We start from the raw sequence: 20,559 nt of genomic DNA on the forward strand, positions 1-20,559 counted from the left end.
CGACACGAGGCCTCCCGCACGATGGCACCCACCGCACGCCCCACCGTCGCCCAGCCGCTCTCGCCGCATCTCCAGATCTATCGCTGGACCTGGACGATGGCGATGTCGGTGTTCCACCGCGTCACCGGCACGGCGCTCTACGGCGGCACCGCGCTCGTCGCGATCTGGCTCGTGGCGCTCGCCTCCGGCCCGGCGGCCTACGCCTGGGTGGCGTGGTTCTTCGGGTCCTGGATCGGGCGGATCGTGCTGTTCGCCTACACCTGGATCCTGCTGCACCACATGCTGGGCGGCCTGCGGCACTTCGTGTGGGATGCCGGATACGGCTTCGACCGCGACAAGCGCATGGCGCTGGCCCGCGCCACCCTGATCGGCTCAACGACGCTGACCATCGTCGTCTGGGCCGTCGCCCTTCTGGCGCGCTGAGGAGTTCCCGCCATGGCCAAGGCCAAGATCCTTCAGAACCCGCAGGTCTCGATCCGCACGCCCCGCGCCCGCGTCCGCGGCCTCGGCGTCGCCCACCACGGCGTCGGGCATTGGTGGATGCAGCGGCTGACCGCCGCCGCCAACGCGCCCTTGATGCTCGCCTTCGTGGTGATCATCGCGCTGATGGCCGGCCGCTCCTACGCGGAGGCGGTGGCCCTGGTGTCGCACCCCTTCGTCGCGATCGTCCTGATCCTCGCCGTGACCTCGGTCGCGATCCACATGCGTCTCGGGATGCAGGTGATCATCGAGGATTACGTCCACAGCCCGGGGCTGAAGGTCGCCGCGGTGTTCGCCAACAACTTCTACGCGGTCGTCGTGGCCGTGGCCTGCCTCTACGCGATCCTGCGCGTGGGGCTCGGCCGCCTCGTCTGACCTGCCACTCGCGATCTTGAAGGAGCCTTCCATGGCCGCCAACGGACAGAACGGGCAGGGACCCGCCTATCCCATCACCGACCACACCTTCGACGTGGTGGTCGTCGGCGCGGGCGGCGCGGGCCTGCGCGCCACCGTCGGCTGCTCCCAGGCGGGCCTGCGCACCGCCTGCATCACCAAGGTGTTCCCGACCCGCTCGCACACGGTGGCGGCGCAGGGCGGCATCTCGGCCTCGCTCGGCAACATGGGCCCGGACGACTGGCGCTGGCACATGTACGACACCGTGAAGGGGTCGGACTGGCTCGGCGACCAGGATGCGATCGAGTATCTCGTGCGCAATGCTCCCGCGGCCGTCTACGAGCTCGAGCACTGGGGCGTGCCGTTCTCGCGCACGGAAGAGGGCAAGATCTACCAGCGCCCGTTCGGCGGCATGACCACCGATTACGGCAAGGGCACCGCGCAGCGCACCTGCGCGGCCGCCGACCGCACGGGGCACGCGATGCTCCACACCCTGTACGGGCAGGCGGTGAAGAACCAGACCAACTTCTTCATCGAGTACTTCGCCCTCGACCTGATCATGGACGACGAGGGCCGCTGCCGCGGCGTCATCGCCATGGACCAGGCCACCGGCGAGATCCACCGCTTCCGCGCGCAGATGGTGATCCTCGCCACCGGCGGTTACGGCCGCTCGTACTTCTCGGCGACCTCGGCCCACACCTGCACCGGCGACGGCAATGCCATGGTGCTGCGCGCCGGCCTGCCGCTGCAGGACATGGAGTTCGTGCAGTTCCACCCGACCGGCATCTACGGCGCCGGCTGCCTGATCACCGAGGGCGCCCGCGGCGAGGGCGGCTACCTGACGAATTCCGAGGGCGAGCGCTTCATGGAGCGCTACGCCCCGTCGGCCAAGGACCTCGCCTCGCGCGACGTGGTCTCGCGCTCGATGACCATGGAGATCCGGGCCGGCCGCGGCGTCGGCAAGGGCGGCGACCACATCTTCCTGCACCTCGACCACCTCGACCCGGCGATCCTCCACCAGCGCCTGCCGGGCATCTCGGAATCCGCCAAGATCTTCGCCGGCGTCGACGTCACCAAGGAGCCGATCCCGGTGCTGCCGACGGTGCACTACAACATGGGCGGCATCCCGACGAACTATCACGGCGAGGTGCTGACCTTGCGCGACGGCAACCCCGACACCGTCGTGCCCGGCCTGATGGCGATCGGCGAGGCGGCCTGCGTCTCGGTGCACGGCGCCAATCGCCTCGGCTCGAACTCGCTGATCGACCTCGTGGTGTTCGGCCGCGCCGCCGGCCAGCGCTGCGCCGAGATCGTCGAGCCGAACGGCCGGCCGATGGACCTGGCCAAGGATTCCGCCGACAAGGCGCTGACCCGCCTCGACCGCTTCCGCTACGCCGACGGCTCCACGCCGACCGCGGATCTGCGCCTCGAGATGCAGAAGACGATGCAAAACAACTGCGCCGTGTTCCGCACCGGCGAGGTGCTGGAGGAGGGCAAGGGCCTGATCCACAAGGTGTGGTCGGCATCCGCCGACATCCGCATCACCGACCGGTCGCTCGTCTGGAACACCGACCTGCTCGAGACCCTGGAGTTCGACAACCTGATCGGCCAGGCGGTCGTCACCATGGAATCGGCCGCCAACCGCGAGGAATCCCGCGGCGCGCACGCCCGCGAGGATTTCCCCGACCGCAACGACAAGGAGTGGATGAAGCACACCCTGTCGTGGCTCGACGAGAGCGCCCACCGGGTGAGCATCGATTACCGCCCGGTCCACACCTACACGATGTCGAATGAGATCCAGTACATCGAGCCGAAGGCGCGCGTTTACTAAGCTGCGCGCTTCGGAAAGCCGATCGGCGGGACCGCGTTCCCGATGCGTCTTGCCGATCGTTGCTTCGATCGACTCTAGCGGAAGCCAACGACAGCCATGGCCGAATTCTCCCTCCCCAAGAACTCCCAGATCACCGAGGGCAAGTCCTGGCCCGCGACGACGGGGGCCAAGAACCTCAAGGAGTTCCGCGTCTACCGCTGGAACCCGGACGACGGGAAGAACCCGCGGATCGACACCTATCAGGTCGACCGCGACGATTGCGGGCCGATGGTGCTCGACGCGCTGCTGTGGATCAAGAACAAGGTCGACTCGACGCTGGTGTTCCGCCGCTCCTGCCGCGAGGGCATCTGCGGCTCCTGCGCCATGAACATCGAGGGCCAGAACGCGCTCGCCTGCACCATGGGCATCGACGAGTGCCAGGAGCACGCGAAGGGCCGCAAGACCGCAGCGGTGAAGATCTATCCGCTGCCGCACATGCCGGTGCTGAAGGACCTCGTCCCCGACCTGACGAACTTCTACGCCCAGCATGCCTCGGTCGAGCCCTGGCTCAAGACCGACACCCTGGCCCCCGAGAAGGAGTGGCCGCAGACGCCCGAGGACCGGGCCAAGCTCGACGGGCTGTACGAGTGCATCCTGTGCGCCTGCTGCACCACCTCGTGCCCGAGCTACTGGTGGAACGGCGAGAAGTTCCTCGGCCCGGCGGCGCTGCTGCAGGCCTATCGCTGGCTGATCGACAGCCGCGACGAGAACACCGGCGACCGCCTCGACGCGCTGCACGACCCGTTCAAACTCTATCGCTGCCACACGATCATGAACTGCGCCAACACCTGCCCGAAGAGCCTGAACCCGGCCAAGGCGATCGCCGAGATCAAGAAGATGATGGTCGAGCGCACGGTGTGATCCGGCGGGGCAGCCGACTGAGGCCGCCCCGCCACACTCGGCCCGAAAAGCCTCGCGCGCGGGCCCTCCGAAGACCGTTCCCCGACCGGCCGCCTTGCGGGCATCGCAATTGCCCCCGACGCAAGGGCTCGCAAGGGGCGCCGCACGTGCGCCGGGGAAGCCGAGACCGATGCCGCGTCAGTACCGTTCGACGATCGCCCTCCTCGCGCTGGCGGCAGGGCTCGGCGCCTGCGCGTCCCAGCGCTTCGACGGACCCCGCGTCCGCGGGCCGGCACAGCAAGCCGCCATCGACAACATCGCTCCGGCGATGCCCTCCGGCGCCGTGACCTCGGCGCCGCTCGCGCCGCCGCCCGGTGCCACCGCCGCGCCGGACGAGGCACCGATCGGCGCGCAGGCGTCGATCGCCCCGCCGGCCTCCAACGTCATCCCCGAGCCGGTGGTCGCCCCGCCCCCGGCCCCGCCGGTGGTGGCGAGCGGGCGCGCCTCGGTGGTCGGTGCCTGGGACGCCAAGGACGCGACCGGCGGAAGCTGCAAGGTGACGCTCTCGAGCGCGCCGGCCCTCGACCTTTACAAGGCCTCCGCCGCCGGCTGCCCGAACAAGGATCTGGCCAAGGTCACGGCCTGGGATTTCCGCGACGGCGAGGTCTACCTGTACCAGCAGGGCGGCACGGTGGCCGCCCGCCTGCGGCAGGGCGGCGGCGCCCTCGACGGCGCGCTCACCAAGTCCGGCGCCTCCCTCGCGCTGGTGCGCTGAACCGGGAGGGCCCGCGCACCGGGGCTACGGGTTCACCCGCAGCCCGAGCAGGAAGGTGTTGTCGGAAAAGCTCGCCGTCGCCGCCGTGCTGGTGATCTCCTGGTAGAGGTAGGTGCCGCGCAGCGTCAGCCAGCGGTTGAAGCGGTAATCGAGCCGGGCGGTGGCCGAGAAGCCGGTCTCGCGGATCGACACCCCCTGGTAGTCGTTGCGGAGGTAGGCGCCGCCGACGATGATCGAGAGGTTGCGCAGGAGGTCGTGCTGCACCTCCAGCGTCGCCGTCTGGGTCAGGATGCCGCTGGAGCCGGGGACCGTCGTCTCGGTGACGCCGGCCTGCGCGTTCAGGCGCACGGTGGTCAGCGGGGTCGCCGCCCAGACCAGGGCGGCTGCGAGGATCGGCGCGTCGAGGCCGCGCAGGCTTGGGTCGACGTAGGTCCGGTGCTGCAGGCCGCCCGAGATCTCGCCGCTGATCGAGCGGGTGAAGTTCACGGTCGCGCCGACCGAGGCGGCGATGCCGTCGGAATCGCGGCGCAGGCCGCTGGTGTCGCGGCGCAGGTCGTAGACCCGCGTGTCGGCGAGCAGCTCGACGAAGGGGCTGATCTCCGGCGTCACCTCGTAGGCCGTGCGCAGGCGCATGCTGTACTGGTTCTGGTTGCGGTCGGCCTGGCTGATCACCGTCCCGTCCGACAGCCGGGCATCCTCGAACTCGGAGCGGTCGACCGAGCCGCGCAGGGACACCGAGAGCCGGTTGAAGGTCTCGGTCGCGCCGAGCGAGGTGCCGTAGGTCGCGACGATCGGCCGGTTAGTCGCGGTCACGGCCTGGAGGTTGGGGCTGCCGGTGCGTTGGGTGTCGACGAGGAAGCGGGTCTCTGCGTCGATCCGCAGGTCGCGGTTGGCGTCGATCCGCAGGCGCACGGTGCCGGCCGCGTTCGGGCGGCTCGCCGCCTCGTTCTCCGGCGTCTCGAGGTAGCCGGCGCGCAACTCGCCGGCGAGCTCGCTCCGCGACCAGTCCGAGCGGAAATTCAGCTCCCCCTCGCTCCGGAGCGCGACCGAGCCCTTGGCGAGCGACGGCGTGGTCTGGTCCGGGTTGGTGTCGTAGCCGAGGCTCTGGGTGAAGGACGGAAGCACCGTGAAGCTGCCGAGCCTGATCCCGAGCGGCGCGTAGGCGTCCTCGGTGGCGATCGGCCGCCGCAGGCTGTTGGTCAGCAGCGCCCCCGGCGTGAGGACGCCGCTCAGCGGGTTGATCAGCGGCAATCCCGGCGCCTGCGGCCGCGGCGCCTCGGCCGGCAGCGGCACGCCGACCACCGGGTTCTGGATCACCGGCGAGAGCCGCAGGGCCGGCGCGGGGATCTGGGTGACGTCCTGGGTGTAGCGCTTGGTCGCCGTCCCCAGGCGCCGGGGCGGCGCCGCGCGCTGACGCAGCAGGCTGATCGGGGCGCGGTTGTTGGTGCCGGACGTGGCGCCGCCGGTGCGGCTGCCGGAGGAGCGGACCCGGGTGTCGAGATTCGAGGCGCCGGCTTCGGCCCCGGTCGGCCCCGACAGGCTGGCGCCGCCGGAGGTGAGGCCGCCGGAGGATTCGCCGCCCGCCGCCTCGCCGGAATTGCCGTTGCCGAGGCGGGGCGGGCCCTCCGACAGGCGGTTGCGGCGCAGCACCGGCAATCCGTCCTGGCCGGGATCCTGCCCGATGCCCGGGTTGTCGGGCTGGCCGGCGACGGGGCTCAGGGATTCGAACCGCGTTGCCTGCGCCTGCGCCGGGCCGGGGAGGGCGATCGCGACGGCGGCCGGCAGGCCCGCGAGCAGCAGCGCGAGGCCGCAGGCAAGGCCCGCCTCCCGTCGCGCATGCCCCTCGCCCTCCAAGCCCAGCACCGGATCCCGACTCCCCTGGCTGGGCGCGTGCGAAGACGACCGTCGCACCGCTTCCGCGTGGTTAACGAAGGCTAGCCGGGCGTGGTTAATGCAGCGTCAACGGCACGGGCGGCGGAGCATCGGAGGAGACCGGATCCACCGGCGGATCGCCGCCGCCGATGGATCGAGGCGCGGGCAGGGTCTATAAGCGGCCGGACATGTCCGCCCCGCAGCCCGTCCGCCGTCTCGACCCGGTCCTCGTCGACCGCATCGCCGCGGGCGAGGTGGTCGAGCGGCCGGCCTCGGCGGTCAAGGAGCTGGTCGAGAACGCGATCGATGCCGGCGCCCGCAGCATCGCGGTGACGATCGAGGCCGGCGGCCGGCGGCTGATCCGGGTGGTCGACGACGGCGCCGGCATGTCGCCGGACGACCTGCTGCTCGCCGTCGAGCGCCACGCCACCTCGAAGCTGCCGGGCGGCGACCTGACCCGGATCGACACGCTGGGTTTCCGCGGCGAGGCGCTGCCTTCGATCGGCGCGGTCTCGCGGCTGTCGATCACCACCCGCACGGCGGACGCGGATTCGGGCGCGGCGCTCACCGTCGAGGCGGGCCTGCGCGGCGCGGTGCGCCCGGCGCCGGCGGCGCGCGGCACCCGGATCGAGGTCACCGACCTGTTCTCGGCGACGCCGGCGCGGCTGAAGTTCTTGAAATCCGACCGCGCCGAGAGCGCGGCGGTCTCCGACATCCTGCGCCGGCTCGCGGTGGCGCAGCCCGCGATCCGCTTCACGCTGACGAGCGAGAACGGCACGCCGCTGGTGCTGCCGGCGCTCGCCGGGGCCGAGCCGGACGACGCGACCGCGAGCCTCGCCCGGCTCGCGCAGGTGCTGGGATCGGACTTCGCCGCGAACGCCCTGCGGGTGGCGATGGCGCGGGAGGGCTTCTCGCTCACCGGCCATGTCGGGCTGCCGACCTTCCACCGCGGCGCGGCCAACCACATCCACTTCACGGTGAACGGCCGGCCGGTGCGCGACCGCCTGCTGCTCGGCGCGGTGCGCGGCGCCTACGCCGACACCCTGCGCTCCGACCGGCATCCGGTGCTCGGGCTGGCGATCGCCTGCGAGCCCGGCCTCGTCGACGTCAACGTCCACCCGGCCAAGACCGAGGTGCGGTTCCGCGATCCGGGGCTGGTGCGGGCGCTCGTCGTCAGCGCGATCCACGAGGCGCTGCGCCGCGGCGGGGCGCGGGCCTCGACCGGCGTGGCGGCCCGCACCCTCGAGGCCCTGCGTCCCTCGGGCGGCATCCCGTTGACGCAGCATGGCGGGACGGCGAGCCCGAGCCTGTTCCAGAGCGCGCGGACCGGCCTGTTCCGCCCGGGCACCCCGTCCGTCGCGGCCCCGTCCGGCTTCCACCGGCCGGCGCCGGATCGGCCGCACGGCTTCGGCGAGGCGGCGCAGGCACCGCTGGCGCCGGACGGCGCGGCCGACGCCTTTCCGGACCCGATGGCCGACCTGGCGCCGCCCGCGGCCGACCTGCGCAGCCTCGATGGCGCCGAGGATGCCCTCGACCATCCCCTCGGCGCCGCGCGGGCGCAGCTGCACGAGACCTACATCGTCGCGCAGACCCGCGACGGCGTGGTGATCGTCGACCAGCACGCGGCGCACGAGCGCCTCGTCTACGAGCGGATGAAGCGCGAGCGCGCGGCGGGCGGCATCCTGCGCCAGGGCCTCTTGATCCCCGACGTGATCGAGATGGCGCCCGAGGCCGCCGAGCGGCTGGCCGCGGCCGCCCCCGAGCTCGACCGGCTCGGCCTGACGCTGGAAGCGTTCGGCCCCGGGGCGGTGCTGGTGCGCGCGGTGCCCGCGGCTTTGGCCGGCGCCTCGGTGCGCGACCTCGTCGCCGACATCCTCGACGCGCTGGACGACAGCGGGGTCGAGGAGGGCGGGGCCGGGGCCCTGGAGGACGGCCCGCTCGGGCGGCGCCTCGACGCGGTGCTGTCGCGGATGAGCTGCCACGGCTCGATCCGCGCCGGAAGGCGCCTGCGCCCGGAGGAGATGAACGCGCTCTTGCGCGCCATGGAGGCGACGCCGAATTCCGGCCAGTGCAACCACGGCCGCCCGACCTACGTCGCCCTCGGCCGCCACGACATCGAGCGGCTGTTCGGGAGACGCTGAGCGGGGTGGCGCCCGGTCAGTCCGGGATCGCGAACCCGATCGACTGGCACAGGATCGCGACCATCGTCACGCCGCCGGCGACGAGCCCCATCCGGTCCGGGCGCGCGGGCGCCGACGGCGCGGCGCCGAGACGCAACTCGTCCTCGTAGCGTGCCAGGATCCAGGCCTGCAGCGACGGTGCGGTCAGGGCGAGCCAGGCCCACAGGCCGATCGCCACGAAACCCAGGGCCTGTCCGCCATAGGTGAAGACGTCGTCGATCATGGCGCTCTCGGAGCGAGCACCCCCTCGCCGCGAACCTAGCCCAGCCGTCCGGCACCTGGAAAGCCCGGTCGGGGTTCGACCGCGTCGCCGACGCGCCTTTCGCGTGCGCTCGCACACGGATCGGCCTATGACACGCCCGACATCCGAACAACCCGGCGCCTTCCCGATGACCGCACTCGCAGATCTGTCCCCCGCCGAACTGGCCGCGCGCTACGCGCAGGCGCAGGGCGCCTACGAAGCGTTCCGCGCCCGCGGGCTCAAGCTCGACATGACCCGGGGCAAGCCCTCGCCCGAGCAGCTCGACCTCGCGTCGGGCATGCTGGCGCTGCCCGGCAACGGTGACCACACCACGGCGTCGGGGGAGGATGCCCGCAACTACGGCGGCCTGCAGGGCCTGGCGGAGGCGCGCGCGCTGTTCGGGCCGGCGCTGCTCGGCGTGCCCGCGGAGCAGGTGGTGGTGGCCGAGAACGCGAGCCTCGCCGTGATGCACGACTGCATCGTCTGGGCGATGCTGAAGGGCGTGCCGGGCTCGGAGCGCCCGTGGTCGCGCGAGGAGGCGCCGGCCTTCCTCTGCCCGGTGCCGGGCTACGACCGCCACTTCGCCCTGTGCGAGGAATTCGGCATCCGCATGCTGCCGGTGCCGATGACGCCGGACGGGCCGGACATGGAGGTGGTCGAGGCCCTCGTCGCCGACCCGGCGGTGAAGGGGATGTGGTGCGTCCCGAAATACTCGAACCCGTCCGGCGAGATCTATTCGGAGGAGACCGTCCGGCGGCTCGCCGCGATGAAGGCCGGCGCCCCGGACTTCCGCCTGTTCTGGGACAACGCCTACGCCGTCCACCACCTCACGCCCGAGCACCACGCGATCCCCGACATCCTGGAAGCCTGCCGGGCGGCCGGGCATCCGAACCGCGCCTTCATCTTCGCCTCGACCTCGAAGATCACGCTCGCCGGCGCGGGTCTGGCCTTCTTCGCCGGCTCCCCCGACAACGTGCGCTGGTACCTCGCGCGGGCGGGCAAGCGCACGATCGGCCCGGACAAGCTGAACCAGCTCCGGCACGTCCGCTTCCTGCGCGACGCGGCGGGGCTCACCGCCCACATGGAGCGCCAGCGCGAGCTCCTCGCCCCGAAGTTCTCCGCCGTCACCGAGGCGCTCGCGCGGCACCTGACCGGGACGGACGTGGCCTGGAGCCGGCCCGAGGGCGGCTACTTCGTCAGCGTGGACGCCGGCGTCGGCACCGCCGAGCGCATCGTCGAGCTGGCCAAGGGCGCCGGCATCGGCCTGACGCCGGCCGGCGCGACCTTCCCCTACGGCCGCGACCCCCGCGACGCGGCGCTGCGGCTGGCGCCGTCCTATCCGAGCCTGTCCGAGGTCCGGGAGGCGGCGGAAGGGATCGCGCTCTGCATCCTGCTCGCCGCGCTCGAATCGGAGCGGGCGGTGCGCGCGGCGCCGCAGGAATGAGCGGCCTGCTCCGGGCGGCCGGCTTCCTCGTCCTGGCGGCGACGCTGCCGGCCTGCGCCGCGCCGCGCGCCGCGCGCGTCGCGTCCTGCGACGGGCTGACCGCCGCGATGATCCGCGCCACCGGCGCCTCGCTCGCCGGCCGCGCCGGCACGCGCGCGGTGTTCCGCGCGACCGATGCCGAGCGCATGAGCCTCGATTGCCGGGCGCCGGCGCGGATGGTGTTCGCCTCCCGCGACCGCGAGCCGGAGCGCGGCTTCTACGAGCTGATCGGCCGGGCGGCGCGTGCGCTCGCCGGCGCGGACGCCGAGACCGCCGAGGTGCTGGCACGGCAGGTCCACCAGGATTCGCTGCTGGCCGACGCACCGCGCCAGGGCGTCGCCGGCAAGGCGGCCCTGCGCTGCGAGACCGGGCCGCGGGCCGACGCGCTGGCCGGCGACCTCACCGTCTGCGTGCTGGTGCCGAACCGGCCGCCCGCCCTGCGCCGCAAGGCCGGACTTTCGCGGGAGGCTCCGGCGGGCTAAGCCTCCGGCCATGCCCGATTCCACCGACAGCCCAACGCCCAGAACCGTCCGCGCCGGCACGGTCGCCTTCGGCAACCACCTGCCGCTGGCACTGATCGCCGGCCCGTGCCAGCTCGAGAGCCGCGACCACGCGCTCGAGATCGCGGCCGCGCTGAAGGAGATGGCGGAGTCCCTCGGGATCGCCCTCGTGTTCAAGGCCTCGTTCGACAAGGCGAACCGCACCTCGGGCGGCGCCGCCCGCGGCATCGGGTTGTCCGGCGCGCTGCCGATCTTCGCCGAGATCAAGGCGCGCTACGGCCTGCCGGTGCTCACCGACGTGCACGATGCCGGGCAGTGCGGGCCGGCGGCCGAGGTGGTCGACGTGCTCCAGATCCCGGCCTTCCTGTGCCGGCAGACCGACCTGCTGCTGGCCGCCGCCGCCACCGGCCGCGTGGTCAACGTGAAGAAGGGCCAGTTCCTCGCACCCTGGGACATGCAGCACGTGGCCGCCAAGGTCACCGGGGCCGGCAACCCGAACGTGATCGTCACCGAACGCGGCGCCTCGTTCGGCTACAACACCCTGGTCTCCGACATGCGCAGCCTGCCGATCATGGCCGCGGTCACGGGCGGCGCGCCGGTCGTGTTCGATGCGACCCACTCGGTGCAGCAGCCGGGCGGGCAGGGGGGAAGCTCGGGCGGCGAGCGCCGCTTCGTCGCCGTGCTGGCGCGGGCCGCCGTCGCGGTCGGCGTCGCGGGTGTCTTCATCGAGACCCACCCCGATCCCGATCGCGCCCCCTCCGACGGCCCCAACATGGTGGCGCTGCGGGACATGCCGGCGCTCGTGTCCGAGCTCCTGGCCTTCGACCGGCTGGCCAAGGCGCACGCGTAAGGCTCAGGACGTCGTCGCCGCCACGAGGACGTGCGCGCGCAGCGGCTGCGACAGGACGTGGCGCCCGCCCGCATCCGTCTCGGCGGCGGCCGCGAAGGCGTCGGCGATCGCCGACGCGTTGTCGCGGATCGCGGCCCACCGCGCCGGATCGACCGCCGCCACGCGCTCGAGGAAGGCGTCGCGGTCGGCGAAGGCCTCGCGGCGCACGAACCTCGTGTCGGACAGGCAGAGGAACGCCCCGGCCGCGATCGCTTCGGCGATGGCGCCCTGCGCCGCGGCGCGGATCGCGGTCTCGTCTTCGACCGGCTTGAGCGCCGAGAAGAAGCTGCCCTCGGCCAGCGGCTCGACCACGACGATCCGGCTGCCCGGTGCGACGACGCGGGCCGCCTCGTCCAGCGCCGCGCGCGGGTCGGGAACGTGGTGCAGGGCGTTGAGGATGACCGCGCCGCCGAAGGTCCCGTCGGAGAACGGCAGGGCCTCGGCGGAGCAGATCTCGAAGGCGCAGTCCGGCGCCCGGCGCCGGGCCGCCGCGACCGCCGCTTCGCCGGGGTCGATCCCCGTCACCCGCGCGCCGTGGCCGGCCAGCGCAGCCGACATCGCCCCGGGGCCGCACCCGATATCGACGATGCGGCGCCCCGCGATCGGCGAGAACGCGTCGAGGACGAGCGAGAGGGTATCCATGGGGCAAGGTCCGGTCCGGGCGTTCCGGAGCACCATCGCGGGGCGGCCGGCACGGTGCAACCGCCGCGGGGCGGAGAGCGGGAACGCCGCGATCATCCGGCTGCAGCGGCCCGCGGGTTCTGTCGGGGCGTTACGAACGCGCCGCTTCGTGATCGCGAGATCAATCGTCGCGCCTGTTCACCCGTCCATCCCCCTGATAGTTTCCCGTTCATCACACGCATTCGGTTCTCGCAGCAGGCATCCATCACCGGAGGTCCTGATCGGCGTCACCTGCGACCGAACGATCATTCCCACGGAAGAGCGGATGCCGTATCTGTGGGATAAAATCCCACGGATATGTCCCGCAATGCCGCGCTTCACCATCGACCTGCATGACGGCGCGCACTTCGTGCGCGACACCGAAGGCTTCGATCTGCCCGATGCGGATGCCGCGCGCGAGAAGCTCGTCCGGATCATGTCGAAGATCGCGCAGGGCTTCGCGGCCGTCCCCGAGCGCCAGGACTACCTCGCGGTGGTCCGCGACGAGCACCGGAAGGTCGTCTTCCGAGCCCGTCTCTCGCTGGACATCGAGACGTTCGACGTCGGCTGAGCACCGAGGATGGACCCTCGGGCGGCGCCGGCCGGGCATCGGCGCGTCACCGCGGCGTCGCGGGGTCGGCGGCCGAGCGCCTGGCGATGTCGACGACCTGCTCGAGCGTCGGCAGGTGCCCGCCGATCGGCCGCCGCATCCGCCGAGGCCAGTGCCTGCCCCTCTCCGGGCGGAACCGCGCCGTCTCCGGTGCCCGAGCCCTCGCGCTTGATCGCGCGGGTCGGCGCGGCGATGATCGCGGCCATGTCCGACATCGGTGATCCGCCCGCGGCGCGAACGGCGCCGCTCGTCTCGACCCGGGCGGCGACGTCGATCGTGATCGCCGACATGGTCGGGGTCGGCGTCTTCACCAGCCTCGGCTTCCAGGTCACGGATATCACGTCCGGCTTCACGCTGCTGCTGCTGTGGTTTGTCGGCGGCGTCGTCGCTCTGTGCGGGGCGTTCAGCTACGCCGAGCTGGCGGCGATGTTTCCCCGCTCCAGCGGCGAGTACAACTTCCTCACCCGCGCCTACGGCCCCGCCTTCGGCTTCATGGCCGGCTGGCTCTCCGCGACGGTCGGGTTCGCCGCGCCGGTGGCGCTCGCGGCGATGGCGTTCGGCCAGTATGCGCAGGCGATCCTGCCGGGGACCCCGCCCCTGCCCCTCGGCCTCGCGGTCGTCTGGGGGGTGACCGCCATCCGCCTGGTCGGGGGCCGCCACGGCGATGCGATCCAGGTCGGCTTCACGCTGCTGAAGCTCGCGCTGATCGTGCTCTTCATCGTCGCGGGCTTCGCCGGCGGCGGGGGCGGGTCGACCGACTTCGCGCCGAACGCCGCCGACCCGGGCCAGATCTTCAGCGCGAGCTTCGCGGTGAGCCTCGTCTTCGTGATGTACGCCTACACGGGCTGGAACGCGGCGACCTACATCGTCGGGGATCTGGCCGATCCGCCGCGCAGCCTGCCGCGGGCGCTGTTCGTCGGGACGGGCGTCGTGCTCGTGCTCTACGTCGCGCTGAACGCGGTGTTCCTCTACACGACGCCGACCGCGGAGCTCGCCGGGCAGATCGAGGTCGCCCTGATCAGCGGGCGCCACGTGTTCGGCGAGGCGGGCGGGCGGCTCGTTGGCATCCTGATCTGCCTCGGCCTGATCCCGACGATCAGCGCCATGATGTGGATCGGGCCGAGCGTCACCGTGGCGATGGGCGAGGACGCGCCCTTGCTGCGCGTGTTCGCGCGGCGCGCCCGCACCGGCGTGCCCGTGGCCGCGACCCTGCTGCAGGCCGTCGTCGCGAGCCTGCTGCTCCTCACCCGCAGCTTCGAGGCGGTGCTGGAATTCATCCAGTTCAGCCTGATCCTGTGCTCGTTCCTCACCGTCCTCGGCGTGATCAGGCTGCGCATCACCCGGCCCGACCTGCCGCGGCCGGTCCGCGCCTGGGGCTATCCGGTCACGCCGCTGATTTTCCTCGGCGTCACGCTGTTCATGCTGGTCCACCTGGTCGCCTCGCGACCGCTCCAGTCGCTCGCGGGCTTCCTCCTGATGCTGGCCGGCCTGCTGCTCTTCGTCGTTGCGGACGGGCTGGCCCGGCGCAGGGACCGGACGCCGATGCGATAAGGCCGCTCGATCCCGAAGCCGATGCGTGCGACGCGAGGCCGGCCGAGACCGCTGGCGCGCACCGTTCCCGAAGCGCGATCACGGCGTCGAGGCGGCGCCCGGTTTGGTCGCGCGCAGCACGTCGAGCCGGTACTCGGCGGTCCGCGACTGCGCCAGCACCCGCGCGAAGCCCTTCGCGCCGGCGATGAAGCCTTCGGCCGCGTCGTCGCCAGAAAGCGGGTAGTGGGTGACGCCGAGCCAGTGCACCAGCACGATGTCGGCCTCGGGCAGCACCGCGTTCTCCACCCGTGCGACGAGACGCGCGAGATCGGCCCGGTCGAGGTAGTAGGCCACCTCCGAGATCACGATCAGGTCGAACCGCCCGTCGGGCCATTGCCCCGGAACGGCGGCGAGCTGGAAGCGCGCATTCGCGCAATCGGCGCAGCGGGCGCGGGCCGCCTCGATCACGGAGGGAACCACGTCGAGCCCGACCACGGCATCGCAGCGCTGGCAGAGCTGGTGCGTGAACACCCCGATCGAGCAGCCGACATCGAGGGCGGACGCGTAGCGGTGCCGGGGCAGGGCGGCGAGCGTCGCCTGGTACTTGGCACGCTCGTAGGCGCTCGAGGCGAACTGCCAGGGATCGGCCTCGGTGGCGTACATGCCCTTGAAGTAGTCGGTGTCGAGGGACTTCGCGCGCCGGCCCGTCTCCGTCACAGCCGGCCCTCCCGCCTCGCTCTCCGCACCCGCGGCGGCCGTCATCCCGAGCAGCGTGCCGGCGACGACGCCGCCCCCGGATCGCAGCAGGCTCCGGCGTGACGGTCGCTTGCAGTCGCGCACGATGAACCTCACCCCGTCCGTAGGCCTGTGATGAGCGCAACCGCATCCGCCCGGGACAGTTCCGCCGGAGCCCGCCCGCGTCAGGACGGCCCGATCGACAGTTCATGCCCGATCGACGGCCTGTGCCGGGAGCGTGAACGAGGAACATCGACGCGGCGCATCCCGTTGAGACAGCCGTATTATGGGAGAAAACGCATGGTCGACGTCGCGCAGATCAAGGAACACGCCGAGGTCGTCGGCTCGGACGGAGCCCACGTCGGCACGGTCGATCACGTCGACAAGGGCGAGATCAAGCTGACGAAGAAGGACGCGGCCGCCGGGGGCCTGCACCACTACATCCCGGTCGATTTCGTCCAGGCGGTCGAGGGCGACACCGTCCGCCTCGACCGGCCGGCCGAGGAGGTCAAGCGCGAGTGGTCGACGTCCTGACCCCATGGGATCCGCGGCGCCTGGGCGTCGCGTTCCGCCCCCGCACAGGCCCGAACGCGGTGTCCACGGCGTTCGGCGCAACGGGCGACGAGCCCCCGGCCAACCGCTGCCGGGCTCCGTCATCGTCTCCGATGAGCGACCGGGAATGGCATCAACCGTGTTGAGCCGCGATGTCCGATGACGATGCCGAGGCGTTTCTGCGCGAAGTCCGCGCGGCGCTCGCCACCGCTCGCCCCGAGGAACCGTCCCTCGACAGCCTGCAGCGCCTGATGACCTGGCTGCAGACCACCGAGATGGAGGAAGCCCCGCCCGAGGCCGGCCGCGACGGCACGGAGGACGGGAAGGACGGCGAGGGCGCCGTCCCCGAAGTCTCGGAGCCGTGACAGACGATCCGGACGGAAGGGCCGGCCGGAGCGTCGCGCCAGGCCCGGGGAGGCGACCCTGCCCGAGGGGGCAGGCAGGGCCGCCGCAGCGGATCGGGCAGATCTGCTGGCTGCCGAGGCAGTCAAGGCATGGTGCGGCAGACAGGTTGCCGAAGAATGACCGAGCGGCGCCCGAAATGGCGTTCGAATCGGACCGGAGGCGCAGAACCCCTGCCAAGGCGTCGATCAACGATCCGTGTGGGGCGGAACGCCGGGCTGGGCCGATCCGTTTCAGCCGCCTCACGGGAGCGTACCATCATGAAGCTCGGTCTCGCCGCCTCGCTGGTCGCCAGCAGCCTTCTCCTCGTCGCCCCCGCACGTGCGCAGGGCACGGCGAACGCGCCCGGCGCGGTGCCGGGGTCGGCGGCCACCGCACCGGCGGCCAATCCCACGGCACCGGGGAGCAAGCCCGCGGCGCCGAAGGCGGATCGCACCGCGCGATCGAAGGAATGCTCGATGCAAGCCGACAAGCAGGGCCTGCACGGCAAGGCGCGCAAGGCCTTCCGGAATTCGTGCAAGCACGGCCGATCCTGATCCGGTCGTCCGGCGCGCCGCCTTGATCCCGCTCTCGCCGACCGTGCGTCCGCGACGTCGGCCCATCGGTGATGAGGTCGGCCGGATGCGGCTGTCCCTCCTCGGTGCCTGCATCCTGCTCGCCCTCGGCGGCTGCCAGGATCCGAAGCCCGGCCCCGCCGGCCCGGCCGGGCCGAAGGGCGACACCGGCCCGCCCGGCCCCCGAGGGGACGCGGGCCTCACCGGCGCGACCGGGCAGCGCGGCGCGACCGGCGACAGGGGCGAGCGCGGCGAGCCCGGTCCCGTCGGCCCCGCCCTCGACGGCCTGGTGCGGCAGGACGTGCTCTGCCGGCGCGACGAGATCCTGATCGGCGCCTATTGCCAAGGCTACGCGGTGCTTCCCTCGGTCACGATCACCGACGGCATCGCCACCGTCGGATGCATGGACCTGCAGTCCAAGCCCGCCAAGAACGCCCGACCGGTCGCGACCTGCCTGAAGAAGCCATGAGCGACCTCCAGTTCTGGCTCTTCCTCGCGGTCGCCATCCCCATCCTGCTCCTGCCGGCTGGGATCGCGGCCTGGAAGGGGCGCAACCTCTGGCCCGTCATCGCCTTGAGCCTCGTGTTCTGGCCGGGCGCGCTGGGTTTGGCCCTGCGGACCAGGCGGCGGTGACGGCGCTGACCGGTACTGCCGTGCATGCCCCCGGCATCGAGCGGACGACGCCGTTGCGCACCATGCGCCGCGATGGTCCGCGGCGCCCTACCGGATGATTTGCCCGCCGGCCGATGCGGACGATGCTGGCGGACCCGGGATCACCGAGCCGCGGTCGCGCTCGCGGATGAAGCCGGCGACCGCCTCCGATTGCAGCGGCACCGAGAGGCGCTCGATGTGCGGGTCGTGCGCGAGCGCCTGCGTCGTCGCCCGCACGTTGGCGTAGGGGTTGCCCTCGGCGCTCTCCAGGAAGAAGGCGCGCGTCGATCGATGACGGCATCGAGTTCACGCATCCGTTCGCGAGACGGCGAGGGTTCGGTGCCGCTCCCGATGTCGCCGATGATGTCGCGGGATCGGACGAAGGGCAGAAGGTCAGGAGCCTTTTGAAGAGTAGAATATAGTTCGCCAGCGGCCCCAGATCGGAGATCGTCTTTCTGGCTCGCCGTCTGCATTAAAAATTCCCTCTCGTTGACTTCGGGCGAGGCCGGGCGGATTTTTCGCAGCCCTTCCCGGTCCCGTCCGACAGGCGTCGGACGCGCGTCCTCGCTCGGGTCGACTGCTTCGGGCGGCTGCACGCGCCATCGCGGCGCGCGGCACCCCGGCCTTCGAACGCCCGAGCGATCAGGAGAGTCCCATGAGCCATCTCCCGCCCGATGCCGTCGAGTTCATCGGCTTCGCGGCCCCCCGGCTGACCTCCGAGATCCATCCGGCGGAGGGTCCGGCGATCGACCGGGACTACCTCGACCGCCTCGCTCAGGCGCACGAGGCCGGCGGCTTCGACCGCATCCTCGTCGCCGCCTACTCGACGGCGCCGGACGCCCTGCTGATCGCGTCCCGGATCGCGGCGGTGACGCGACGGATCGGGCTGATGATCGCCCATCGCACCGGCTTCACCGCGCCGACGGTGGCCGCCCGGCAATTCGCGACGCTCGACCAGCTCACCGGCGGCCGCATCGCCATCCACGCGATCAGCGGCGGCGACGATCGGGACCTGGCACGCGACGGCGATCACCTGAGCAAGGACGAGCGCTACGCCAGGACGCGGGAATTCCTCGACGTCGCGCGCCTGTCCTGGACCGCGGAAACGCCGTTCGACTATTCCGGCAGCTTCTACCAAGTCGAGCAGGGGTTCTCGGAGGTGAAGCCGGTGCGGGCCGACGGCATCCCGGTCTTCTTCGGCGGCGCCTCGCCGGCGGCGCTCGACGTGGCCGGGCGCCATGCCGACACCTACGCCCTCTGGGGCGAGACGCTGGATCAGGTCCGCGACCTCATCGCCCGCGTCCGCGCCGCGGCGGCCCCCTACGGCCGGAATCCGCGCTTCAGCCTGTCGTTCCGGCCGATCCTCGCCGACACGGAGGCGGCGGCCTGGGCGCGGGCCGAGGCGATCCTCGCCAGGACCAGGGCCGTGCGCGCGGCCAGGGGCCTCGGCCCCGCGGCGACCCCGCAGAACGAGGGCGCGCGAAGGCTCCTCGCGGCGGCCGCGAGCGGCACCCGCCTGGACAAGCGCCTCTACACGGCGATCGCCGCCGAGACCGGCGCGGCCGGCAATTCCACCGCGCTCGTCGGCACGCCCGATCAGGTCGCCGAGGCGCTGCTCGACTATCACGACCTCGGCGTGCGCACCTTCCTGATCCGCGGCTTCGATCCGCTGGAGGATGCGATCGGCTACGGTCGCGACCTGCTGCCGGCCTTCCGCGCGCAGCTCGCCAACCGCTCCACCACCGCGGACGCCGCCTGATGCGCGCGCTTCTGACGGTTCTCGCGCTCCTCGTTGCCCTGATCCCCGCCCGGGCCGAGGACGTCCTCCGGGTCGGCGACCAGCGCGGCAACGCACGCGCGCTGATGGAGGCCGCCGGCGTCCTCGACGGGCTGCCCTACCGGCTGGCCTGGAGCGAGTTCCCGGCCGCCGCCCCGTTGCTCGAGGCCCTGAACGCCGGCGCGATCGATGCCGGCGGCGTCGGCGACGCGCCCTTCACCTTCGCCGCCGCCGCGGGCGTTCCGGTCAAGGCCTTCCTCGCCTTCCGGAACCGCCAGGACGGGCTCGCGATCCTGGCGGCGGCGGATTCGCCGATCCGCACGGTCGCCGACCTCAAGGGCAGGCGCATCGCGACGAACCGCGGCTCGATCGGGCATCAGGTGGTGCTCGCGGCCCTGGAGGAGGCCGGGCTGCCGGCCGATGCCGTCACCCTGAGCTTCCTGCCGCCGGCCGACGCCAAGATCGCCCTGGCCTCGGGCAGCGTCGACGCCTGGGCGACCTGGGAGCCCTACACTTCCACCGCCGAGCTCGCGGGCCTGGTCCGTGTCGTGCGCGACGGCAACGGCATCACGCCAGGCCTCAGCTTCGCCGTGGCGAGCGACGCCGCGCTGAAGGACAAGCGCGCGCTGCTCGCCGATTTCGGGGAGCGGCTCGCGCGGGCCCGGGCCTGGGCGCTCGCCGACCCCGCCCCCTACGCGAAGGTCTGGTCGAAGCTCATCGGCCTGCCGGAGGCGGTGCCGCTGCGCTGGTTCGGCCGGGCGCAGTACCGCAACGTCCCGATCGACGAGGCCGTGATCGCCGACGAGCAGGCCAACATCGACCTCTACGTGCGCGCAGGCCTGATCCCGAAGGCGCGCGCGCCGCGGGCCGAGGCGATCTTCGACACGGGATTACCGCAACCGGCTGCGTTACGCTGATCGGCCGACGAGCAGGATTCGAGCGATGCACGATCACCACGACGACCCGCACGACCACCCGCACGCCCAGGCCGAGCCGGGTCCGGGCGCCGAGCGCTGGAAGCACGACGGCGTCCGGGTGATCCCCGGCGACAGGCTCGACGCCAACACGGCGCAGACGCCGGGCATGTTCCGGCAGGCGGCGATCAACCATGCCCGCGTCGGCGCGCAGAAGATCTGGGCCGGCACCGTGGCGATCGAGCCCGACGCCAAGACCGGGGTGCACCATCATGGCGCGCTGGAGAGCGTGATCTTTGTGCTGTCGGGGCGCGCCCGGATGCGCTGGGGCGACCGGCTCGAATACGTCGCCGAAGCGGGCCCCGGCGACTTCATCTTCGTGCCGCCCTACGTGCCGCATCAGGAGATCAACGCCTCGCCCGACGAGACGCTGCAATGCGTGCTCGTGCGCTCCGACAACGAGGCGGTGGTGGTCAACATCCCGGAGGTCGAGCCGGTGGAGCGGCCCGAGACCGTCCACTGGATCGATCCGATCCACAAGCATCCTTGAGGCCCGGCGCCGCGAGCGCTGAAACGGCGCAGGTCGCGGCGCGTTCTGCAATGCGGGCACCCGAGAGGCCCAGCGCGACATTCACCATCGGCCGGCGGGGC

Annotated in this window: 24 protein-coding genes; 19 read left to right on the forward strand and 5 right to left on the reverse strand. The window is 72.3% G+C overall.

The genetic code is table 11. The features are described from left to right. Positions 1 to 21 precede the first annotated feature (21 nt). From sdhC to MKK60_RS26065, 5 genes are all read left to right on the forward strand, one after another. Positions 22 to 423, forward strand: coding sequence for a succinate dehydrogenase, cytochrome b556 subunit (gene sdhC, locus MKK60_RS26045; protein WP_147843280.1), 402 nt, complete (start codon positions 22 to 24; stop codon positions 421 to 423). Positions 424 to 435: 12 nt separating this feature from the next. Continuing rightward, positions 436 to 855, forward strand: a complete 420-nt coding sequence (sdhD, locus tag MKK60_RS26050) for a succinate dehydrogenase, hydrophobic membrane anchor protein (protein ID WP_243989051.1) — start codon at positions 436 to 438, stop codon at positions 853 to 855. A 31-nt stretch (positions 856 to 886) separates the two neighbouring features. Then, positions 887 to 2,704 (forward strand): succinate dehydrogenase flavoprotein subunit, encoded by a 1,818-nt coding sequence (gene sdhA, locus MKK60_RS26055; RefSeq protein WP_147727561.1) that lies wholly within the window; start codon positions 887 to 889, stop codon positions 2,702 to 2,704. Between the two features lie 96 nt (positions 2,705 to 2,800). Then, positions 2,801 to 3,604, forward strand: coding sequence for a succinate dehydrogenase iron-sulfur subunit (locus tag MKK60_RS26060; protein ID WP_147727562.1), 804 nt, complete (start codon positions 2,801 to 2,803; stop codon positions 3,602 to 3,604). Positions 3,605 to 3,773: 169 nt separating this feature from the next. Continuing rightward, positions 3,774 to 4,358, forward strand: a complete 585-nt coding sequence (locus MKK60_RS26065) for an AprI/Inh family metalloprotease inhibitor (protein WP_243933827.1) — start codon at positions 3,774 to 3,776, stop codon at positions 4,356 to 4,358. Positions 4,359 to 4,382: 24 nt separating this feature from the next. On the opposite strand, the gene MKK60_RS26070 is transcribed toward MKK60_RS26065, so the two are convergent. Then, positions 4,383 to 6,221, reverse strand: a complete 1,839-nt coding sequence (locus tag MKK60_RS26070; protein ID WP_243946543.1) for an outer membrane beta-barrel protein — start codon at positions 6,219 to 6,221, stop codon at positions 4,383 to 4,385. A 197-nt stretch (positions 6,222 to 6,418) separates the two neighbouring features. Here MKK60_RS26070 and mutL point away from each other — a divergent pair, with 197 nt between their 5' ends. Beyond that, positions 6,419 to 8,371, forward strand: a complete 1,953-nt coding sequence (gene mutL / locus MKK60_RS26075; RefSeq protein WP_243989052.1) for a DNA mismatch repair endonuclease MutL — start codon at positions 6,419 to 6,421, stop codon at positions 8,369 to 8,371. Positions 8,372 to 8,387: 16 nt separating this feature from the next. Here mutL and MKK60_RS26080 read toward each other — a convergent pair whose 3' ends face one another. Continuing rightward, the gene (locus MKK60_RS26080; protein ID WP_147844588.1) at positions 8,388 to 8,633 is read right to left on the reverse strand and encodes a hypothetical protein; all 246 of its coding nucleotides are present in this window, start codon (positions 8,631 to 8,633) and stop codon (positions 8,388 to 8,390) included. Between the two features lie 166 nt (positions 8,634 to 8,799). On the opposite strand from MKK60_RS26080, the gene MKK60_RS26085 reads away from it, so the two are divergent. From MKK60_RS26085 to kdsA, 3 genes are read left to right on the forward strand one after another with little or no spacing between them, the layout of a single operon-like run. Further along, positions 8,800 to 10,095: an aminotransferase class I/II-fold pyridoxal phosphate-dependent enzyme gene (locus tag MKK60_RS26085; protein WP_147728974.1), complete on the forward strand. Its 1,296-nt coding sequence runs from the start codon at positions 8,800 to 8,802 to the stop codon at positions 10,093 to 10,095. Continuing rightward, on the forward strand, positions 10,092 to 10,616 hold the full coding sequence (locus tag MKK60_RS26090; RefSeq protein ID WP_243933823.1) for a hypothetical protein: 525 nt from the start codon (positions 10,092 to 10,094) through the stop codon (positions 10,614 to 10,616). Before MKK60_RS26085 ends, MKK60_RS26090 begins: the two co-directional genes overlap by 4 nt. Before the next feature lie 10 nt (positions 10,617 to 10,626). Then, positions 10,627 to 11,484: a 3-deoxy-8-phosphooctulonate synthase gene (gene kdsA, locus MKK60_RS26095; RefSeq protein WP_243935832.1), complete on the forward strand. Its 858-nt coding sequence runs from the start codon at positions 10,627 to 10,629 to the stop codon at positions 11,482 to 11,484. A 3-nt stretch (positions 11,485 to 11,487) separates the two neighbouring features. Here kdsA and MKK60_RS26100 read toward each other — a convergent pair whose 3' ends face one another. After that, positions 11,488 to 12,165 (reverse strand): class I SAM-dependent methyltransferase, encoded by a 678-nt coding sequence (locus MKK60_RS26100; RefSeq protein ID WP_243989053.1) that lies wholly within the window; start codon positions 12,163 to 12,165, stop codon positions 11,488 to 11,490. Between the two features lie 346 nt (positions 12,166 to 12,511). On the opposite strand from MKK60_RS26100, the gene MKK60_RS26105 reads away from it, so the two are divergent. Then, entirely contained in the window at positions 12,512 to 12,754 is a 243-nt protein-coding gene (locus MKK60_RS26105) for a DUF6894 family protein (RefSeq protein WP_147729487.1), read from the forward strand. A 243-nt stretch (positions 12,755 to 12,997) separates the two neighbouring features. Further along, positions 12,998 to 14,344, forward strand: a complete 1,347-nt coding sequence (locus tag MKK60_RS26110; protein WP_243989054.1) for an APC family permease — start codon at positions 12,998 to 13,000, stop codon at positions 14,342 to 14,344. 78 nt (positions 14,345 to 14,422) lie between these two features. Here MKK60_RS26110 and MKK60_RS26115 read toward each other — a convergent pair whose 3' ends face one another. Further along, on the reverse strand, positions 14,423 to 15,085 hold the full coding sequence (locus tag MKK60_RS26115) for an SAM-dependent methyltransferase (protein ID WP_147728971.1): 663 nt from the start codon (positions 15,083 to 15,085) through the stop codon (positions 14,423 to 14,425). Between the two features lie 273 nt (positions 15,086 to 15,358). Between MKK60_RS26115 and MKK60_RS26120 the strand changes: the two genes are divergently transcribed. The 5 genes from MKK60_RS26120 to MKK60_RS26140 all read left to right on the forward strand — a co-directional run bounded on the left by MKK60_RS26120 (position 15,359) and on the right by MKK60_RS26140 (position 17,199). Continuing rightward, positions 15,359 to 15,592 (forward strand): DUF2171 domain-containing protein, encoded by a 234-nt coding sequence (locus tag MKK60_RS26120; RefSeq protein ID WP_243933815.1) that lies wholly within the window; start codon positions 15,359 to 15,361, stop codon positions 15,590 to 15,592. Positions 15,593 to 15,762: 170 nt separating this feature from the next. After that, the gene (locus MKK60_RS26125) at positions 15,763 to 15,975 is read left to right on the forward strand and encodes a hypothetical protein (protein WP_243935838.1); all 213 of its coding nucleotides are present in this window, start codon (positions 15,763 to 15,765) and stop codon (positions 15,973 to 15,975) included. Between the two features lie 297 nt (positions 15,976 to 16,272). Beyond that, entirely contained in the window at positions 16,273 to 16,548 is a 276-nt protein-coding gene (locus MKK60_RS26130; RefSeq protein ID WP_147728969.1) for a PsiF family protein, read from the forward strand. 85 nt (positions 16,549 to 16,633) lie between these two features. Further along, on the forward strand, positions 16,634 to 17,035 hold the full coding sequence (locus MKK60_RS28565; protein WP_279593213.1) for a hypothetical protein: 402 nt from the start codon (positions 16,634 to 16,636) through the stop codon (positions 17,033 to 17,035). After that, a complete protein-coding gene (locus MKK60_RS26140) occupies positions 17,032 to 17,199 on the forward strand; it encodes a hypothetical protein (protein WP_187275395.1) in 168 nt (55 codons plus the stop codon). The genes MKK60_RS28565 and MKK60_RS26140 overlap by 4 nt, the downstream gene beginning before the upstream one ends. Positions 17,200 to 17,286: 87 nt before the next feature. Here MKK60_RS26140 and MKK60_RS26145 read toward each other — a convergent pair whose 3' ends face one another. After that, positions 17,287 to 17,454 carry a hypothetical protein gene (locus MKK60_RS26145; protein ID WP_187275396.1) on the reverse strand — a complete coding sequence of 56 codons (168 nt, stop codon included), beginning with the start codon at positions 17,452 to 17,454 and terminating at the stop codon, positions 17,287 to 17,289. Between the two features lie 418 nt (positions 17,455 to 17,872). Between MKK60_RS26145 and MKK60_RS26150 the strand changes: the two genes are divergently transcribed. The 3 genes from MKK60_RS26150 to MKK60_RS26160 are packed head-to-tail and all read left to right on the forward strand — an operon-like array spanning position 17,873 to position 20,458. Further along, on the forward strand, positions 17,873 to 18,976 hold the full coding sequence (locus MKK60_RS26150; RefSeq protein ID WP_243935842.1) for an LLM class flavin-dependent oxidoreductase: 1,104 nt from the start codon (positions 17,873 to 17,875) through the stop codon (positions 18,974 to 18,976). Continuing rightward, positions 18,976 to 19,911, forward strand: coding sequence for an ABC transporter substrate-binding protein (locus MKK60_RS26155; protein ID WP_243989055.1), 936 nt, complete (start codon positions 18,976 to 18,978; stop codon positions 19,909 to 19,911). The genes MKK60_RS26150 and MKK60_RS26155 overlap by 1 nt, the downstream gene beginning before the upstream one ends. Positions 19,912 to 19,936: 25 nt before the next feature. Continuing rightward, entirely contained in the window at positions 19,937 to 20,458 is a 522-nt protein-coding gene (locus MKK60_RS26160; RefSeq protein WP_147726206.1) for a cupin domain-containing protein, read from the forward strand. Positions 20,459 to 20,559: the final 101 nt, after the last annotated feature.

This window comes from Methylobacterium sp. J-092 (genome assembly GCF_022829325.1).
Lineage (GTDB): Bacteria > Pseudomonadota > Alphaproteobacteria > Rhizobiales > Beijerinckiaceae > Methylobacterium.